This window comes from Bacillus sp. FSL K6-3200, assembly GCF_038630485.1.
GTDB classification, from domain to species: Bacteria; Bacillota; Bacilli; order Bacillales; family Bacillaceae; genus Bacillus; species Bacillus safensis.
Window position 1 is genome coordinate 2,087,700 of the sequence record NZ_CP152032.1, and the last position, 17,173, is coordinate 2,104,872.

General features: G+C 42.2%; 17 protein-coding genes and 1 tRNA gene. 14 read left to right on the plus strand and 4 right to left on the minus strand.

Translation table 11 applies throughout. From position 1 onward, the window contains the following. Positions 1 to 30 precede the first annotated feature (30 nt). The gene (locus MHI60_RS10495) at positions 31 to 1,653 is read left to right on the plus strand and encodes a SulP family inorganic anion transporter (protein WP_144483597.1); all 1,623 of its coding nucleotides are present in this window, start codon (positions 31 to 33) and stop codon (positions 1,651 to 1,653) included. Positions 1,654 to 1,679: 26 nt separating this feature from the next. Here the strand turns inward: MHI60_RS10495 and MHI60_RS10500 are convergent, their stop codons facing one another. Beyond that, positions 1,680 to 2,021, minus strand: a complete 342-nt coding sequence (locus MHI60_RS10500; RefSeq protein WP_095409622.1) for a MazG-like family protein — start codon at positions 2,019 to 2,021, stop codon at positions 1,680 to 1,682. A gap of 135 nt (positions 2,022 to 2,156) precedes the next feature. On the opposite strand from MHI60_RS10500, the gene MHI60_RS10505 reads away from it, so the two are divergent. Continuing rightward, positions 2,157 to 2,735, plus strand: a complete 579-nt coding sequence (locus MHI60_RS10505) for a TIGR00730 family Rossman fold protein (protein WP_095409621.1) — start codon at positions 2,157 to 2,159, stop codon at positions 2,733 to 2,735. Between the two features lie 58 nt (positions 2,736 to 2,793). Here the strand turns inward: MHI60_RS10505 and clpP are convergent, their stop codons facing one another. Further along, on the minus strand, positions 2,794 to 3,390 hold the full coding sequence (gene clpP / locus MHI60_RS10510; RefSeq protein ID WP_024427684.1) for an ATP-dependent Clp endopeptidase proteolytic subunit ClpP: 597 nt from the start codon (positions 3,388 to 3,390) through the stop codon (positions 2,794 to 2,796). Between the two features lie 253 nt (positions 3,391 to 3,643). On the opposite strand from clpP, the gene MHI60_RS10515 reads away from it, so the two are divergent. The 6 genes from MHI60_RS10515 to abc-f all read left to right on the plus strand — a co-directional run bounded on the left by MHI60_RS10515 (position 3,644) and on the right by abc-f (position 9,587). After that, positions 3,644 to 3,719 (plus strand) — tRNA-Arg (locus tag MHI60_RS10515). Positions 3,720 to 4,288: 569 nt separating this feature from the next. After that, positions 4,289 to 4,465: a hypothetical protein gene (locus MHI60_RS10520; protein WP_223251027.1), complete on the plus strand. Its 177-nt coding sequence runs from the start codon at positions 4,289 to 4,291 to the stop codon at positions 4,463 to 4,465. Next, on the plus strand, positions 4,461 to 4,559 hold the full coding sequence (locus MHI60_RS10525; RefSeq protein WP_263640238.1) for a hypothetical protein: 99 nt from the start codon (positions 4,461 to 4,463) through the stop codon (positions 4,557 to 4,559). The genes MHI60_RS10520 and MHI60_RS10525 overlap by 5 nt, the downstream gene beginning before the upstream one ends. Positions 4,560 to 4,969: 410 nt before the next feature. Next, positions 4,970 to 5,779 (plus strand): DUF6270 domain-containing protein, encoded by an 810-nt coding sequence (locus MHI60_RS10530; RefSeq protein WP_095409620.1) that lies wholly within the window; start codon positions 4,970 to 4,972, stop codon positions 5,777 to 5,779. A gap of 688 nt (positions 5,780 to 6,467) precedes the next feature. Next, the gene (locus tag MHI60_RS10535; protein ID WP_144483594.1) at positions 6,468 to 7,634 is read left to right on the plus strand and encodes a macrolide family glycosyltransferase; all 1,167 of its coding nucleotides are present in this window, start codon (positions 6,468 to 6,470) and stop codon (positions 7,632 to 7,634) included. Positions 7,635 to 8,027: 393 nt separating this feature from the next. Further along, positions 8,028 to 9,587: an ABC-F type ribosomal protection protein gene (gene abc-f, locus MHI60_RS10540; RefSeq protein ID WP_197197751.1), complete on the plus strand. Its 1,560-nt coding sequence runs from the start codon at positions 8,028 to 8,030 to the stop codon at positions 9,585 to 9,587. Between the two features lie 216 nt (positions 9,588 to 9,803). Here the strand turns inward: abc-f and MHI60_RS10545 are convergent, their stop codons facing one another. Beyond that, positions 9,804 to 11,213: a polysaccharide deacetylase family protein gene (locus MHI60_RS10545; protein ID WP_144483588.1), complete on the minus strand. Its 1,410-nt coding sequence runs from the start codon at positions 11,211 to 11,213 to the stop codon at positions 9,804 to 9,806. Between the two features lie 323 nt (positions 11,214 to 11,536). Here MHI60_RS10545 and MHI60_RS10550 point away from each other — a divergent pair, with 323 nt between their 5' ends. The 4 genes from MHI60_RS10550 (at position 11,537) to MHI60_RS10565 (ending at position 14,849) form a co-directional block, all read left to right on the plus strand. Further along, on the plus strand, positions 11,537 to 12,565 hold the full coding sequence (locus tag MHI60_RS10550; protein WP_186437283.1) for an iron ABC transporter permease: 1,029 nt from the start codon (positions 11,537 to 11,539) through the stop codon (positions 12,563 to 12,565). Beyond that, positions 12,562 to 13,563, plus strand: coding sequence for an iron ABC transporter permease (locus MHI60_RS10555; RefSeq protein WP_065214796.1), 1,002 nt, complete (start codon positions 12,562 to 12,564; stop codon positions 13,561 to 13,563). The genes MHI60_RS10550 and MHI60_RS10555 overlap by 4 nt, the downstream gene beginning before the upstream one ends. A 17-nt stretch (positions 13,564 to 13,580) precedes the next feature. Further along, a complete protein-coding gene (locus MHI60_RS10560) occupies positions 13,581 to 14,480 on the plus strand; it encodes an ABC transporter substrate-binding protein (RefSeq protein ID WP_186437294.1) in 900 nt (299 codons plus the stop codon). A 144-nt stretch (positions 14,481 to 14,624) separates the two neighbouring features. After that, positions 14,625 to 14,849: a phage holin gene (locus tag MHI60_RS10565; protein ID WP_144483579.1), complete on the plus strand. Its 225-nt coding sequence runs from the start codon at positions 14,625 to 14,627 to the stop codon at positions 14,847 to 14,849. Between the two features lie 86 nt (positions 14,850 to 14,935). On the opposite strand, the gene MHI60_RS10570 is transcribed toward MHI60_RS10565, so the two are convergent. Continuing rightward, positions 14,936 to 15,406, minus strand: coding sequence for a helix-turn-helix domain-containing protein (locus MHI60_RS10570; RefSeq protein ID WP_075611943.1), 471 nt, complete (start codon positions 15,404 to 15,406; stop codon positions 14,936 to 14,938). A gap of 257 nt (positions 15,407 to 15,663) precedes the next feature. Here MHI60_RS10570 and MHI60_RS10575 point away from each other — a divergent pair, with 257 nt between their 5' ends. Together MHI60_RS10575 and MHI60_RS10580 are read left to right on the plus strand one after the other, a co-directional pair. Beyond that, positions 15,664 to 16,395 (plus strand): Wzz/FepE/Etk N-terminal domain-containing protein, encoded by a 732-nt coding sequence (locus MHI60_RS10575; protein WP_024423528.1) that lies wholly within the window; start codon positions 15,664 to 15,666, stop codon positions 16,393 to 16,395. Continuing rightward, the gene (locus MHI60_RS10580) at positions 16,385 to 17,068 is read left to right on the plus strand and encodes a CpsD/CapB family tyrosine-protein kinase (protein WP_075611942.1); all 684 of its coding nucleotides are present in this window, start codon (positions 16,385 to 16,387) and stop codon (positions 17,066 to 17,068) included. Before MHI60_RS10575 ends, MHI60_RS10580 begins: the two co-directional genes overlap by 11 nt. Positions 17,069 to 17,173: the final 105 nt, after the last annotated feature.

The following is a 17,173-nucleotide window of genomic DNA, read 5'->3' on the forward strand; positions in this document are numbered from 1 at the left end:
CACAATACTTGAAGGAGGCCAACACATACCATGCGTTTTTATGGAAGATTTGAAGGGTACAATTCATCAAAGTTTAGACGCGATTTAATCGCTGGGCTTGTCGTGGGCGTTGTGGCAATTCCTTTAGGCATGGCATTTGCCATTGCATCTGGTGTCGGACCAGAATATGGATTATACACAGTCATCGTTGCCGGCATTTTGATTTCATTGTTTGGTGGTTCAAAGTATCAGATCGGCGGGCCGACCGGGGCGTTTGTTCCAATTTTATTCGGGATTGTCAGCCAGTACGGTATTGAAAACTTGCTCATTGCCGGTTTTATGGCAGGCTGTATGCTTGTATTATTCGGAATATTCAAACTAGGAAAGCTCATGAAATTTATTCCTCGTCCGGTTATCATCGGTTTTACTGCGGGCATTGCTGTCATTATTTTTTCAGGACAGATTGCCAACTTCCTCGGATTAAAGGGTGTTGAAAAACATGAAAGCTTTTTCCTCAATATGAGAGAAATTGTGGTCCATCTTGGGACCGCAAACAGTCTCGCCATCATCACAGCCGTCATCGGGCTCATCGTGATTTTGGCGGCACAAAAATACATTCCTAAAATACCTGGTGCTCTATTAGGTCTATTGGCTTCAACGTTTCTAGCCGTTCTCTTTTTTCAAGGACAAGTTGAAACGATTGGCTCTGCATATGGTGAAATCCCTCGTCAGCTGCCAACCTTCGCTTTTCCTGAATTGACGATTGAAAAAATGATATACCTCCTGCCTCCAGCAATTGTCATTGCACTTTTAGGCGGCGTGGAATCAATTTTGTCTGCAATGGTCGCTGATAATATGAAAGGCTCTAAGCATGACAGCAATAAAGAGCTTGTGGGGCAAGGGATTGCCAATATTGCGGCACCGCTTTTCGGAGGAATTCCAGCGACGGGAGCTATTGCCCGAACGGCCACGAACATAAAAAATGGCGGGGCAAGTCCGATTTCTGGTGTCGTGCATGGCGTTGTCGTCTTGCTGATCTTAATGCTATTTGCGCCATATGCGTCGATGATTCCACTTGCTGCAATGGCACCGATTTTAATGTTTGTTGCTTGGAATATGAGTGAGAGAAAAGAGTTTATCAATATTGTGAAAGTGAAAAATGCCGATTCGCTTGTCCTTGTCGTGACCTTTTTGCTCACGGTCATCGGTGATTTGATTATTGGCGTCACTGCTGGTCTCATTTTAGCGTTTATCGCTTTTATCAAAAAAATGAGCCAGACGACCAATATTCATACCAATGTCGCTGTTCCTCAAATAGAAACAGCAGCTGCTTTAGAAAAACAGACAGACGAAAAAGGAATCAGTATGTATTCCATTGAAGGGCCGCTCTTTTTCGGAACAACAGATTCATTGGAAAATTCGATTTTGGACCATGTTCAAACAAAACCGAAAACGCTCATTCTGCTTATGAATAAAGTCAATTATATGGATACATCGGCAGAAGCGGTTCTCATGAATATCTCCAATCGATTAAAGCATCATAATGGAAAGCTGATGATCGTTGGACTTCAATCGCAGCCTAAGGAGCTTTTGCATCGAACGGGACTATTCCATCATATCGGAAAACAGCATTTCTTTGAACGAACGGATGACATTTCACCACAGCATCTTTAAGACGTAAAAAACACGTGACAGCTTGGTCACGTGTTTTTTACTGGCTCTTTTTCTCCAGAAAAGCGTTTTGTGAGTTTCTGTTGGTGAGCGCTGAAGACCTCTTCTACTGTGACATCATATTGATCCGCTAAAATGAGGAGATTTGCTAAGACATCTCCCATTTCTTCAATGAGTTCTTTTTTCAGCTCAGGTGATTCCTGTCTCTGCTCATCAGGCCGGTCTCGTCCGATTTCTATTGCTCTAACAGCACGAGCGAGTTCTCCCGTTTCTTCCATTAAAAAGCCTAACCGGATAAACGGCCCGTATTCTGTCCAATTTCTCATTTGATAAAAATCCTTGATCCACTTCTCCATCTCAGTTGTTTGCATTCTCTCTACAACTCCTTATATGGTGTTCACTCTTTTGATTTTACACTATATATAGAAGAAATGGCTGTTTCTTTACAAATCATTATAGTAGAATGAGTGAGTGAAGAAATCATAGAGAGAGATGGAGCTGTTTTGATGAAAACGATTTGTGTGTTTGCTGGTTCGAATCCAGGTGTAAATGATGTCTACAAACAAAAGGCTGTGGAGCTGGGTGCTTATATGGCGAAGCAGGGCATTCGTCTTGTTTACGGAGGATCGCGTATTGGGTTAATGGGCGCGATTGCCGATGAGGTCATGAGACATGGCGGGCAAGTGATCGGGGTCATGCCTAAGGGGCTTTTTAGAGGAGAAGTCGTGCATCAAGAGCTGACAGAGTTAATTGAGGTAACAGGCATGCATGAACGAAAAGCGAAAATGAGCGAGCTGGCCGATGGGTTTATTGCGATGCCAGGCGGCTTTGGTACATATGAAGAATTATTTGAGGTGCTGTGCTGGGCACAAATCGGCATTCATCAAAAGCCAATTGGATTGTATCAAGTGAATGACTATTTCAACCCGCTCTTGGACATGGTGAAATTTAGTATACAAGAAGGTTTTTCGAATGAATCACACCTTCAATTGTTACATGCTTCGAGCGAACCGGAGGAATTAATTACGCAGATGGCTTCTTACGAAACACCGTCTCTTCAGCAGAAATGGACGGAGCTGTCTTAAAGTAGGATTAAAACAAAAAACCGTCTGTTCAAGGAGCAGACGGTTTGTGTTGTGATCATTATTTTTGGTCTTCTGTATTACGGGTCAAGACTTTGTCAATGAGTCCGTATTGAAGTGCTTCTTCCGCTGTTTTGAAGTTGTCACGATCTGTATCGCGCTCAATGACTTCAATTGGCTGACCAGTACGTTCAGCAAGTACTTGGTTCAGTTTATCGCGTAAAGAAAGGATTCGTTTTGCCGCAATTTCAATTTCTGTTGCTTGACCTTGGGCACCGCCTAGTGGTTGGTGAATCATGACTTCACTGTTTGGAAGAGCATAACGCTTACCTTTTTCACCAGCAGCAAGCAGGAACGCACCCATAGATGCAGCCATACCAATACAAATAGTTGATACCTTTGGTTTAATAAATTGCATCGTATCGTAAATGGCCATACCAGCTGTGATTGAACCGCCAGGGCTGTTAATGTAGATAGAAATATCTTTTTCTGGATCTTCAGCTTCTAAGAAAAGCAGCTGTGACACGATGGAGTTGGCAACATTGTCATCGATCGCAGAACCAAGCATGATAATACGGTCTTTTAAAAGACGAGAATAAATGTCGTAAGCTCTTTCCCCACGATTTGTTTGCTCAATGACTGTAGGTATTAAATTCATAATGTTCCTCCTTCACCTTTTAGGTAAGTATGTAATTCAATGATACATTTTTGGTCAATAAAGGTCAAACAAAACGCTGACCTAAATTCAAATACCCCTATCCATTTTCCCCAAAATCATTCCACTTCAAACCAGCATATTATTCTATGTATCCAAAAGAAGAAAATACATCATCAAGACGAATGATTAATCATTGCTTTCTTGCAGCATTTCCCTTATAATTTGATATGCTGACGTTCAAAAAACATATCGTGCGCTCGTAGCTCAGTTGGATAGAGCGGTGGTTTCCGGTACCACGTCTGCCGGGGGTTCGAATCCCTCCGAGCGCGTTACAACGTTTTAACGCCGTTATATCAACGTTTTCCAACGGTCCGTTAATGCGTTAAGTGTACGGAAGGACGCGATTTAGGAAGATATGGATGTCCGTTTTTATCCGATTTCGTGTCTTAGCGGACAAACTAGACCGATTCTCTACGAAGCCTTGCGGAATAATTTCCGGGAGGCTTTTTATTATGGCGATTACAAGAAGACGACAAGGCGTCAGGAATCGGCGTGAGACTGATGGAATAGTAAAGAGTTTTAAAGCGGCGAAGACCGTTGACAAATCGTTAGGGATCATACGCGAGTTATTCGAAACGGAGAACTATTGCGAAAGAACAATCAATGATTTATCGGAGTATTGGGCGGAATTTATGCAAGTGGCAGGCACACTAATGACGGACAACATAACGGACGTTACGGATGATCCTTTGGGATCCTATATATCAAGGATGCTAAACGTACGCGATCTTTCACCAGTAACGCAGGTTATGGGTCGATGAAAAGATGATTAAGATGCTCAAAGATAGCCAAAAGTACGGCGATTCTTTAAGGATCGTTCTCAGGCTTTCGCGATTATATGGCGTTCCTTATTGCGTTAAAATGCGGGCTTCGTTCGAATGAACTTGAATGGTCTAAGCTGGAAGATAAAGACTTTGGCAACCTCGTTATTATGCTACTAGGCGCAGCCAACAAGCACCGTAAAAATAGAATGGCATCCGATCCTTCATCGCTTACGACATATCTTTGCGATTAATTATTTAACAAACGGCAGCGATATACGTTCCTTACAAAAAATAATGGGACACGCGCTGACCTCGCTTATATGGAAATATAACTCGATTATGTAGACGATATCGTAATACAGAAAAGCAAGTGGAAATCATATGGAAGTGCTACGGCAAGAACAGGAGCGTGTAAAATTCCAAGAAGTGGCGCATATTATTTCAAAGGCACAGTCCGACCAACTATCTTAGTTAACACGAATTCTGTTATAGGATGCGGCATTTCAAGAGTTCGGGACGGTATGCAACTGGACGTGCATACAAAATATTGTAGATAGTAATGCTTTTCAGATCGGCTTTTATACCGGAACATATTCAATCAGGGTGATGGGATTATACCTTGGATTAACCCGTTGAACGAAGACATACGGTCCAGGTAGGGATAAGATACATATTTATTATATCGGTTACACTCCGATTTCTTAATCTATCGCATTTTATGGTATATTTGTAATAAAAATGTTGGGGGTAACCAAATGCTTAAGGTTGCAGTTTTGGGCAGTTGTGTATCGAGAGATAATTTTAATTCTAAATTCATTCCTGATTATAAAAAGTATGCCACTTGTGTTTTACATCAGAATCAAATGTCGATGGTTTCTCTTAATTCTGATCCAATACCTTTTGAGGAGAAACTAATCGACAATTTAAGTCCATTTGATACAAGACATTTTACCACAGAACTAGATAAAAGTTTTTTTAGTGAATTGAAAAAATGCCAACCGGACTATCTTATTGTGGATTTTTATGGGGATCTATTTTACGGAGTTCAAAGGATAGGTGATAGCTATATAACTAATAAAAAATGGTTATTTAAACAGACATCTCTATATGAACGTCTTGATATTAGAGAAGAATTTCAGATGTTTTTCGATCAGAAAGACCGTTATCTGGAGTTATGGAAAGCAGGAGTGAAGAGCCTATTCACCTTTTTAAGAGAAAATGTGCCGAACTGCAAGGTCATCATTAACAAAGCCAGATTTATTGATGAGTATATCGAAAAAGAAACTGGAGAAGTAAAAATTATCAGTGAAAGCGGGAAAACTAAATATATTAACGTTCCAGTATACAATAAGTGGTGGGATGCTTTAGATAATCATGTAATTAATAACTATGATGTAAAAGTTATCGATTATCAAAGTTGGCACTTCAAATCAATTGAGGACCATCCTTGGAATATGTTTTATGTACATTATGATATGTCGTTTTATCAGGATTTTTCCAGGAAACTTTTGACGATTGCTCTTGAAGATGCTTTTAAAGAGAAGGAAAGTTTAATAACGAACTAACAAGGAGTTCAGGACGCCTTATTGGGCGTCTTTTTGCTGTAATTAACGGAAAGGAGGCGCCACAATGCCTGAGCCGAACATATTCTAATATAACGATAAATTAGCAGAAGTTCATGAATACTCGTACGTATTAATACAAAAGTCGAATACCTTAACGATGTGAAAACGACTGCCGATAGGGCCGGCGAAAAATCCGACAAAGCGTTTGCTAAAGAAAACCGCGCAGATATAGCGGATATGAAAGCAAATAGGAAATGGATTTGGATTGTAATGATCGGCGTCGTTAGCGTAGCTATATCGGGAGTCGCGCTATTTTATAACCGAATAAACGTAATTCGACCATAAAGTGAGAGTCTCGATGGAATTGTAACAAATTCCCTCTTATTGTACAACGACTAAAGAAGGCTATAAGCATGTGTCCGATTCAGGGATATTTAAGTCCTGCTCGTTGCTAGCTAACTATACACAACACTGATCCAATCTCTATTGAAAAACCGTCTGCTGCGTTTAAACAAATGCTGCTCAAAAAAAGACAAAGCGCGTAACAGGAGGCTTTGTCTTTTTTCTGTTAGCCTCTTAAAAATACTGGACGTAAGACTCATTTCTTCCCTTTTCAGGCGTATTTGTTGAGCCGGCTTGCTGTATATGATTAACATGGAAGAGAATTGACAATGAGGAGGGATTTCTTGTGGCGAAGATTTTATTGATTACGTTTCCAGCTGAAGGACATGTGAACCCTATGTTAGGAATCATCAAAGCATGGGCGGATCGAGGCGATGAAGTGCATGCGGTCACAACTGTACATTATGAGGAACGAATTAAACGCTTAGGCGCTCACGTACATATACATCCAGACTATATTCGGACATTACATGTGGAAGAAGGAGATTTAGATTCTATGCAGCCGTTCTTTCATGCCATGCTGCAAACATCATATGATATTTTAGAGGTGGTGGAAACACTCTCCGAGAAGCATTCATTTGATTTGGTCTACTTTGATATGTTTGGGGCAGGGGAGCTTGTTCGAGATTACTTGCACATTCCGAGCATTGGTTCCAACCCATCTTTTGTGCTGCAAGAGGCGCATTTTGATACACCGCTATACAGAAAGGATGAGAAAGCCGATCATCTGTTAGAAAAAATACAAGAGCGTTTTGGCGTTCAGCCAACGCGTTTGATGCAATTTATGAAAAACCGTGGAGAAATGAATATCGTCTATACAAGTGAATATTTCCAGCCTTCTGTTGATTCATTAAACGATTCGTTTGTTTTCATTGGACCGAGCTTTCTAAAAAGAGCCGACCAGCATGATTTCCCGCTGGAAGCACTTGAGCAAGAAAAAGTCGTTTTTATTTCCATGGGTACCGTTCTTGGGGATACAGAAGCATTTTTTAATATGTGTATAGATGCTTTCGAAGACTTTGACGGAAAAGTGATTATCGCAACAGGTGAAAAAGTAGATCGTTCTCTCTTAAAAGAGGCGCCTGCTCATTTTATGATCGAGCCATATGTGCCGCAGCTTGAAGTGCTCGAACTGACAGATGTGTTTATAACGCACGGCGGCATGAATAGTGTCAATGAAGGGATTCATTACCACGTTCCGATGGTCGTCATTCCAGTCGACAAAGATCAGCCGATGGTGGCAAAAAGACTGACCGAATTATCTGCTGCCTGTGCACTTGATAAAGATCAGCTGACACCAAAGCAGCTAAGAGAAACTGTTGAGACGGTTTTAGGCAGTGACACGTACCGTGCAGGGATTGAGAAAATTGAAGAAAGCTTCCAAGCAGCAGGTGGAACAGAAAAAGCATTAAAGGTGATTGATCAATTCATACAAGCGAAACAAACTCAATAGATAACTTATTTTCGGAAGGTGGGGGCCATATTCAAATGGAACCCCGCTTGACAAAAAATAACCAATCTTTTATCGTATACGTAACAAACGACGGAAGGGTGACCCAATGCAATGAAGTACTAATCCTATGACCTGTAAGCAAAATGAACGAACGAAGGCAGTGAGCAAACGATCAGTTTGCCATGTTTGCTGCGTTTTCATTTTTTAGCTTCGGAATAGGATGGTACAGCTTGGGAACCACAGGATAAGGTGATTGATACGCGGGATGTGTGTTTAAATATGAACGGCACACATACTGCTGGATCAATCCGCTTATTTTTGTACACCATTTTGCCTCCTATTCTGAGAATGGGAGGCTTTTTCATGTCTCCTGATACGAAAGGAGAGGATTGGATGTTACTAAAAGCCAATCAGTTAAAGGTATTTCGAAAAGATCGCTTGTTATTTGATATTGAGGAGCTAGCCATCCATCAAGGTGATCGCATTGGTCTTGTAGGGACAAATGGCAGCGGGAAAACGACTTTATTGCATGTGCTGGCGGGGCAGGAAACACCAGACAGCGGCACAGTTGCAGCCACAGCGGCCTGTACGCTGCTTCCTCAATTGAAACAAGGAGATGGCAGACAGAGTGGCGGTGAAATGACCCAGACTTATATTGAAATAGCATTAAGCCGGCCATCTGCCCTTTTATTAGCAGATGAACCGACAACTCATTTGGATACAGAGCATATTGAGTGGCTGGAAGAAAAGCTGCGTCATTATCAAGGTGCTCTCATTGTTGTTTCACATGATCGTGCTTTTTTAGATGCAATATGTACGGAGATTTGGGAGCTGGATCATGGGCAGCTTCATCATTACAAAGGCAACTACACGCATTTTGCACAGCAAAAAGAGCTGGCACATCGTCAGCAGGTGGAAGCGTACGAAGCGTATACACAAAAGAAAAAACAGTTAGAGCATGCGCTCGAAAAGAAAAAGAAAAAGGCGGACAAAGCAACAAAACCATCTCAAAAGGTGAAATCTTCAGGGCCTAAAATTGCAAAGCCCTACTATGCAAATAAGCAAAAAAAGCTGCAAAAAACAGCCAAATCCATTGAAACAAGGATGGAGAAATTAGAAAAGGTGGAGAAGGTAAAGGACATTCAGCCCATTCAAATGACTCAGCATACGATGAAGGAAGTAGCAAGCCGTACCATTTTACGAGTGAAAAATGTAGATGGCAAGGCGGGAGGTAAAGTGCTTTGGAAGCAGGCGAATGTGGAAGTGAGGGGCGGAGACAAGGTTGCCATTATCGGAAAGAACGGGAGCGGGAAAACGACGTTTCTTCGTATGTTAGTGAATGGACATCCCGGAGTTACTCGCTCAGAGGCTGTCAAGTTAGCCTATTTTCGTCAGGATCTTTCAGGATTGAAGGTAGATGAATCGATTTTACAAAATGCGCTAAAAGAGGCGGTTCAAGACGAGACAGTGGTTCGAACGGTTTTGGCGAGACTAGGATTTAGAGGGGATGATGTGCATAAGCCTGTTGAGGTATTAAGCGGGGGAGAACGGGTGAAGACGATGCTTGCGTCCTTACTCGTCAGTGATGCCAATGTTCTCATGCTGGATGAACCGACGAACTTTTTAGATCTGGCGGCAGTTGAAGCTCTTGAAGGTCTACTGAAGGATTACCTAGGTACCGTTGTGTTTGTTTCCCACGATCGCAGGCTGATTGAGGAGGTTGCCACTCGTATTTTCCATATTCATGAGGAACGTATTGAAGGATTTGACGGCACATATGAAGCCTATAAACAAAAGGAAGAAAAACCAGCTGTGACAAATAGAGAAGAGGAGCTTCTGTTAATTGATATGCAGCTGTCTGAAGTGCTCAGCCGTTTAAGTATTGAGCCGTCGCAAGAGCTTGAAGAGACATTTCAAGCATTATTGAAACAAAAAAAGTCTTTGGAGTCATAAAAGAAAACCCCTGTTTACTCTACAGGGGTTTCAGCGTGTAGACAAACCCTCGCATTCTTTGTCAGTCCTGCGTGCCGGTGCTCACGAATGTACAATTCGCTCCGCTCCGGTACTCGTCCTTCCTAGACTGCAAAGGTTTTCCATCACGCTGAAAAGAAGACAAAGAGCTAAAATAAAGATCATTTTAGCCCTTTGTCAACAATCTAAAACCCCTGTTTACTCTACAGGGGTTTGTTCATGTCGTTCTTTTTTTAATTGTTCAAGCTCACTCACTGTGACGAGCTGGTAGCCTTGTTTGGTGAGTTCATGGATGATCTCTACGGCAGCTTGGGCTGAGCTTTCATAAATATCGTGCATTAACACTGTTCTGCCATCTGCTGCATGTGAGAGAACGCGGTTTGTGATTTGCTGGCTGTTGCGGATTTTCCAATCCTCAGGATCAACATCCCACAAAGTGACCTTCATCCCAATTGCATGATTGATATCTTGATTTGTACCGCCATATGGCGGTCTAAAGTGCGTAGGTGTATATCCGCTTGCTTTCTCAATCAGCTGCTGGGTGTCCTTCACTTGTTTCACGGCTTCTTCTAAAGGCAGTCTTGTTAATAAAGGGTGATTGTAGGAATGGTTTCCGATCTCATTCCCGCCTTTTAGAATGTCGGCAAGCATCCCAGGATAATATTGCACCCTGCTGCCTAATACGAAAAAGGTGGCATGTCCTTTGTTTTTCTTCAGCGCATCTAAAATTTTTGAGGTTGTCGCTGGATTCGGTCCATCATCAAATGTGAGGGCGATGGCTTTTTTATTCGGGTCAAGCTTTGATTTTTGCGGCAGCTTGACGGCTTTTCTTTTTGGGTTCGGTTCTTTCATTTCATTTTTATTTTTGAGTTTATCCATATATTCTGGCTTTAATATGTCCTTCAGCAATGTCTTTTTGATTGCGAGTGTTTGCGGCCCAAGATCCTCCGCTGCTACTTGAGATGCAGGGAAATAAAATTCTACATATTTGTCTTTCAAGGCAAATTGACTGAAGTTTTGAGTATCAGGGGCTGTTCCTTTCTGAAGGAGAGGCTGATCCTTAGATAAGGTTTTATCCTTTCGAAGTTCCGTATATGTAATATAGGATAATTTCTTTAAATAATTGGTTTTAGGCAGAAATAAATCTTTTGTGTCAAGAAAGGTTTTTTTCTGAAAATCAAAGTTAATCGTGAGATGATTGGTGGTTCCATTTTGCTGGCCAGTATACGTATAGGTCGTAAAGCGAATGGCAGCAGACTGCTTCGCATAATGCACCATTTCATAATCAATATTCAGTTCATACCGTTTATTTTCATCGATATCTTTTGCTTCACTGAATGTTTTTTTGAAATGCTCTAATGCTGAATTGGCATAGCTTTGAATCTTGTCATCTAGCTCTTTTTGATGAAAAAGAGGATAGTTGACTGCATATCTCATAAATTTCCCGTCATTTACGAGAGTGACAATTTCTACGTTTTTATAGTTCGAATCCTGCTTTACATTTTTCTTCTCTGTACCGCTTGCTTGTTGATTTTGAAAGAAAGCAACTGCTCCAATGACGACTGCAAGCGCAAATAGGACGATACTCCATTTTCCCTTTACTGACACAACTTTCAAATCTCCTCTCATGACGGGTCATTCTTTATTAGTTTGACATCTGTTTGTAATATTTTTATAACATTTGACTTACTTTTGTAATTTTAGGGGATATTCATGCGAAATGTCAACTATTTTCCTATTAAACTATGAGAAAAAATGATAGGCCGTACTGAGATGCAAAAAAAATCTCCCACCCCGCTGCTCTACACATACCTTCATTAATTAAAAAATAGGGTGTACATTGATTTTTTAGAGGCTGGCGGCTATAATTTTGTTGATTATGATTCTCATTTTCAAACTGACTTTTAATGAAGAAAAGGATGACACCGATTTTGCAGGATAAGCGAACACCTCAACAAAAACGATCATCACATATTCTGTTCTTTTTGATATTTTTTCTCGCTGTCATTGGTTTAGCGGCTGCCATGTTTTTTGCTGTGTCATACGGTGCAAAAACATTGTCTCTGCAAACGGTTTGGACAGCTGTATTTGACTACCAGTCACATGTTACAGAGCAGCAGATCATCCATGAATTAAGACTTCCACGTGTTTTAGGGGCAGCTCTAGTGGGAGCGGCGTTTGCTGTAGCGGGTGCTCTTATGCAGGGCATCACAAGAAATCCACTGGCAGATGCGGGGATTTTGGGCATTAATGGCGGTGCGATGTTTGTGGTCGCTCTCTGTTTTGCTTTTTTCCCAGGAATGCCTTATTCAGCACTGATGTTTTTTTCCTTTATTGGTGCTGTGCTCAGTACGCTGCTGATCTTCGCGATTGGAGCGGCTGGCGGCGTATTGACACCGCTGCGCCTCACTGTAGCAGGGGCGGTTGTAGCCGCATTGCTTCATGCGCTCAGCTCTGGGATCGCGATTTATTTTGACCTGAGTCAGGATCTGGCTTTTTGGTATGCAGGCGGGGTAGCTGGTGTGAAATGGCCTCAGCTGATGATTCTTGCCCCCGTCATTCTGATTGTGATCGTATGGGCAATGCTATTAGGCCGGTCACTTTCCTTACTATCGCTCGGTGAAGATACAGCGGCAAATTTAGGGGTGAAAACACGACAAGTGCGAATACTAGGAATGACCGCTGCTGTGTTATTAGCAGGGGTTTCTGTATCAGCAGTCGGGTCGATTGGGTTTGTCGGTCTCGTCATCCCGCATATTGCACGAAAGCTTGTTGGTGTAGACTATCGTTTCGTTATTCCGATGTCAGCGATATTAGGCGCAATGCTGCTTGTCTTTGCAGACCTTGCCAGCCGAACAGTCAATCCGCCAAGAGAGCTTGCCATTGGCGTGATGGTGGCACTTGTTGGTGTTCCTTTCTTCTTATACATTGCCAGAAAAGAAGGGAGGAACCTGTCATGAGAGAGAAACAGCGTGCTCTTGTCGTGACAGTCGTTTTGCTTTGCCTGAGTGCGGCTGTTGTGCTGTATAGTTTAAATACCGGTACGCTGAAACTAAGCCCTGTCATGGTCGTCAAGACGTTATTTGGCTTTGGAGATTTCCAAAGTGAAACGGTGCTGTTTGACTATCGTCTGCCTCGAATCGTGGTGACGATGTTAGCTGGTATTGGTCTTGGCATTGCTGGCGGCATTTTGCAGAGCTTATCCCGTAACCCGCTGGCCGATCCTGGGATTATTGGATTGAATGCCGGGGCAGCCTTTGGCTTAATTGTGTTTGTGACATATTTTCACGCACTTGAAGGTAATCCGTCTCTTCTTATTCCGCTCTTTACGTTTGGCGGCGGACTGCTTGCGGCAGCGGTCATCGTGCTTCTTGCATATGACCGGCATGAAGGGCTTGTTCCTATCCGGCTGATCTTAGTTGGAATTGCGGTTGCTGCGGGATTTAGTGCACTCACCTTATATTTGTCATTGAAGCTGGATGAAGATACATACACGTTTGCTTCAAGGTGGCTTGTGGGCAATGTATGGGGGAGAGACTGGATACATGTGCTGGCACTCCTGCCTTGGATTGTATGCCTTGTGCCGCTTACGCTGATGCAGTCAAACACGCTCAATGCATTGACATTAGGAGATGCTGTCGCCTCAAGTGTAGGTGTACGTGTCCAGCGTAAACGTCTTCTCCTCTTGACCTTAGCGGTAGGCCTCGCGAGTGCAAGTGTTTCGATGACAGGCGGTATTGGCTTTATTGGCCTCGTCGCCCCGCATTTGGCCAGGCGGCTTGTCGGCTCACTGCATCAGTATTTTTTACCAGTTAGTGCGCTGCTTGGCTTGTTGATTTTGGTCAGTGCCGATACAATCGGACGTTCCATCTTTGCTCCAAATGCCATACCGGCGGGTGTGGTCGTGGCCTTTATCGGTGCCCCGTATTTTCTCTATTTATTAACTAAAACGAAATAAATATGAAAGAGGAACTCATCATGAAAAAACTACTAGTAATTGGATTAACGCTCTGTTTCTTGCTGCTTGCCGCTTGTGGACAACAGGAAACAAAGAATACAACAAATCAAAAGACCAATGGCACACCAAAGATTGCTTCCTTGTCTATTCATTTAACAAATGACCTGTTAGCACTCGGTATCAAACCGGCGGGCTCTGTTGTAGGAGGAGACTTAAAAGATTTCCTTCCACATGCGAAAAAGCAGCTGAGTCACACGAAGAAGCTCGGTATTGCAGCCGATCCAGATATGGAATCACTGCTTGCGTTACAACCAGATGTCATTTATGTTGATGAAGAATTAGCCGGACAAGACTTATCGAAATATAAGAAGATCGCCAAAACAGAAGTGTTTAATTTAAGTGATGGCACATGGCGGGATCATTTGAAGAAAATCGCCAAACACGTCAATAAAGAAAAAGAAGCGGACCAATATATTAAGAATTACAATCAAGAAGCAAAAGAAGTCAAATCGCTCATCAAGAAAAAGATTGGAAACGGAAAAGTCATGGCGATTCGTGTGACAGCAAAGGAGCTTCGCGTATTTAGCATGAAGCGCCCAATGGGTCCTATTTTATACGATGATTTAGGCCTGACACCTGTCGATGGTGTGAAAAATCTGGACAGCAAGCGCCCATTTGAAGTGATTTCTCAAGAGGTTCTTCCTGATTATGATGCTGATGCGATCTTTGTCGTTGTCAACCGTGATGATAAAGCGCAGCAGGCATTCAAGCAATTAGAAAAGACTCCGATTTGGAAGGGTCTAAAGGCAGTGAAGAAAAACCAAGTCTATCCGATTGCCGATCAGCCGTGGCTCGATTACTCAGCTCTAGGCAATAAAATGGCATTGGATGAAGCAAAAGAGATGTTTTCTAAATAAATAGCAAATGAAATCAGGCATCATTCCGCATATAGGAATGATGTCTCTTTTTTTGATTCGTTCTTCTATTCATTCGGCTGCTGCATACATATGAGAGAGAACGAGCAATACCGCCCGTACGAAGAGGAAAGGGAGGGGTTACAGTTGGAGGTTCAAAAAATTAGTGCAGGTACAATCGCAAGGCTTGTGCTGCTTTTACTGGCGCTTGTTAACAGTGCGCTAACTGCTGCGGGAAAAAGCCCAATTCCTATTGATGAAGAAGGCGTTCAGCAATTCATCACGCTGGCCTTTCTGGGGATTACATCACTATGGGCCTATTGGAAAAACAATGATATAACGAAAAAAGCACGAACAAAAATAGAAGAATAAGATAAAAAAGAGCCTTTCATGAATCAAAGGCTCTTTTTCATCGAAGCGTCAAACGCCTCTCCCCGCAATCATTCTTCCTGAAAGGCTTACGCCCGGCGTTCTCCCATGTTGTTGAGGAATGCTTTTACTTCCTCAATACTTAAGCCGATCGCTTTCGCTTCATTCATTAGACGCTTCCACTCTGCGATATTTGAATCAGTCAGCTTTCTATGGGTGACATGTAACGACTTTTCTTCCTGCTCTTTTCGGTAGGTTTGGAGCAGTTGATAGAGCTCTTCTTTGGGCATGCCGGATTGGACGGCACTTACGATATGCTCCCGCCATTCGTGTTCACCACCCTCAGCGTTATGAAACATCATCGTCTCTGCATCAAACAGCTCTTGTAAATCAATCTCTAGTGAAGAGGATACCTTTTTTAAGAACTGGACAGATGGATTCCTGTGGACACCACGCTCAATTTTGCTCAAATATGACTTAGAGACATGAGCATCCTCAGCCAGCTGCTGAATCGAGTATCCTTTTCTCTTTCGGTAAATGCGTATCACCTTGCCTATCATTCGATCAATGATCTCCCTTCTCCACGGCGAATAGTTCTGCGACCTTTTCGTTCATTATAAGAAATAAATTGTTCTTTATAAAATTCAAAAACGTAAGAATCAGGAAGTAAACAAAAGAAAACGAACGATTTCGTTCTTTAAAAAGAACTATAAGACCTATTATGACATTTTTCTTTGCGGGTATTATCTTTTATAATCCAATCATTAACAAAAAGAAACCATATATAACCTTTTTATGATGAAATCGGGAGGTATCTATGAATGAGAATATAGGTTTTAAGCAGCTGTTTTCTGTCATTAAAGAGAAAATGGCCCTTCTGATCCTGATTGTCCTGATCGTAACGGGCATTTCAGCCTACTATCAGTTCTATGTCTCGACTCCTGTATATCAGGCAACCACTCAAATTCTTGTTCATAAACGCAGCAATGACGCACAAGCAGATTTAAACGATATTCAGATGAACCTTCAATATACACGTACCTTTCAAGTTTTATTAAAAAGCCCAATCGTCATTGAAAAAGTAAAAGAAACACTCCATCTCACAGAATCAGCAGAAGGATTAAAACACAAAATTGCCACAAGTACAGAAAATGAGTCTGAGGTCATCAATATTTCTGTACAAGATGAGGATCGCGCGAAGGCAGTTGCCATTGCAAATACCGCAACAGAGGTGCTGCAAGAAGAAATCAAAAAAACAATGAATATGGATCGCATTAATGTTTTGTCTGAAGCCAAGCTGTCCAACACGATTCTGATGAATTCAAGGAAATTCGTTCATATCGTTCTGGCACTAGGTGCCTCTTTATTAGGGGGAATGACACTCATTTTCTTAATGAATTTACTCGATGATACTGTAAAACGAACACATCAAATAAGAGAAGAGATCGGATTGCCGTCGCTTGGCAGTGTCTATCAAATGCAGGCAGACAGGAGGGCCAAAAAAGACAAGCAGTCCGTCATAACGGGAGGACAGAACATTGATCTTTAAGAGGAAGAAAAGAGAAAAGAGAGATTTATCCTGTATTTCTGTATTAAATCCTCACTCTGTCATTGCGGAACAATTCCGTACGATCCGAACAAACATTGAATTCACATCGATTCAAACAAGGCTGAAATCTATATTGGTGACCTCCTCCTTGCCGAAGGAAGGGAAATCATTTACGGCTGCAAACTTAGCAGCTGTTTTTGCACAGCAGAACAAGCGGGTGCTGCTCATGGATGCTGATTTGCGAAAGCCGGCCGTTCATGAATATTTTGACCTGAGTCATCACACCGGTTTGACGAATGTGCTATTAAATAATTGCAGCTTGGAGGAAGCTGTTTTATCTACACCGATTGAGCATTTAGAGCTGCTTCCGAGTGGAACCATTCCGCCGAATCCAGCTGAGCTGCTCTCCTCTTCTGTGATGAAGCAGCTCTTTTATGAGATTGAACAGCAATATGACATGGTGATCGTTGATTCCACGCCGCTTCTGCCAGTTGCAGATGCAAAGATCTTGGCGAACCGAACGGACGGGAGCATTCTCGTTGTCTTAAGCGGCAAAACAAAGATTGCTGCTGTGAAGAAATCAAAAGAAGTATTAGAGGGAACAACAAGTAAACTGCTTGGAGCTATGCTAAATGGCAAGAAAGAGAAAAAGGGCAGGCTGTACATGTATTAAAAAGATTGATAGGTGATGTCTCCTAATCTTTAACAATGGAGGCACTCGATCCTGCTGTGGGCATAACCGGTGCCTTAGATGCTCGTCATCAGTAGTGGGGTGTGA

Excerpts from the sequence above, each read along its gene's own strand:
- MHI60_RS10500 (WP_095409622.1), bottom strand. The coding sequence starts at position 2,021 with ATGCAAACAACTGAGATGGAGAAGTGGATCAAGGATTTTTATCAAATG.
- MHI60_RS10555 (WP_065214796.1), top strand. The coding sequence starts at position 12,562 with ATGAGAGAGAAACAGCGTGCTCTTGTCGTGACAGTCGTTTTGCTTTGC.
- clpP (WP_024427684.1), bottom strand. The coding sequence starts at position 3,390 with ATGAATTTAATACCTACAGTCATTGAGCAAACAAATCGTGGGGAAAGA.
- MHI60_RS10520 (WP_223251027.1), top strand. The coding sequence starts at position 4,289 with ATGGCGTTCCTTATTGCGTTAAAATGCGGGCTTCGTTCGAATGAACTT.
- MHI60_RS10530 (WP_095409620.1), top strand. The coding sequence starts at position 4,970 with ATGCTTAAGGTTGCAGTTTTGGGCAGTTGTGTATCGAGAGATAATTTT.
- MHI60_RS10495 (WP_144483597.1), top strand. The coding sequence starts at position 31 with ATGCGTTTTTATGGAAGATTTGAAGGGTACAATTCATCAAAGTTTAGA.
- MHI60_RS10575 (WP_024423528.1), top strand. The coding sequence starts at position 15,664 with ATGAATGAGAATATAGGTTTTAAGCAGCTGTTTTCTGTCATTAAAGAG.
- MHI60_RS10505 (WP_095409621.1), top strand. The coding sequence starts at position 2,157 with ATGAAAACGATTTGTGTGTTTGCTGGTTCGAATCCAGGTGTAAATGAT.
- MHI60_RS10570 (WP_075611943.1), bottom strand. The coding sequence starts at position 15,406 with ATGATAGGCAAGGTGATACGCATTTACCGAAAGAGAAAAGGATACTCG.
- abc-f (WP_197197751.1), top strand. The coding sequence starts at position 8,028 with ATGTTACTAAAAGCCAATCAGTTAAAGGTATTTCGAAAAGATCGCTTG.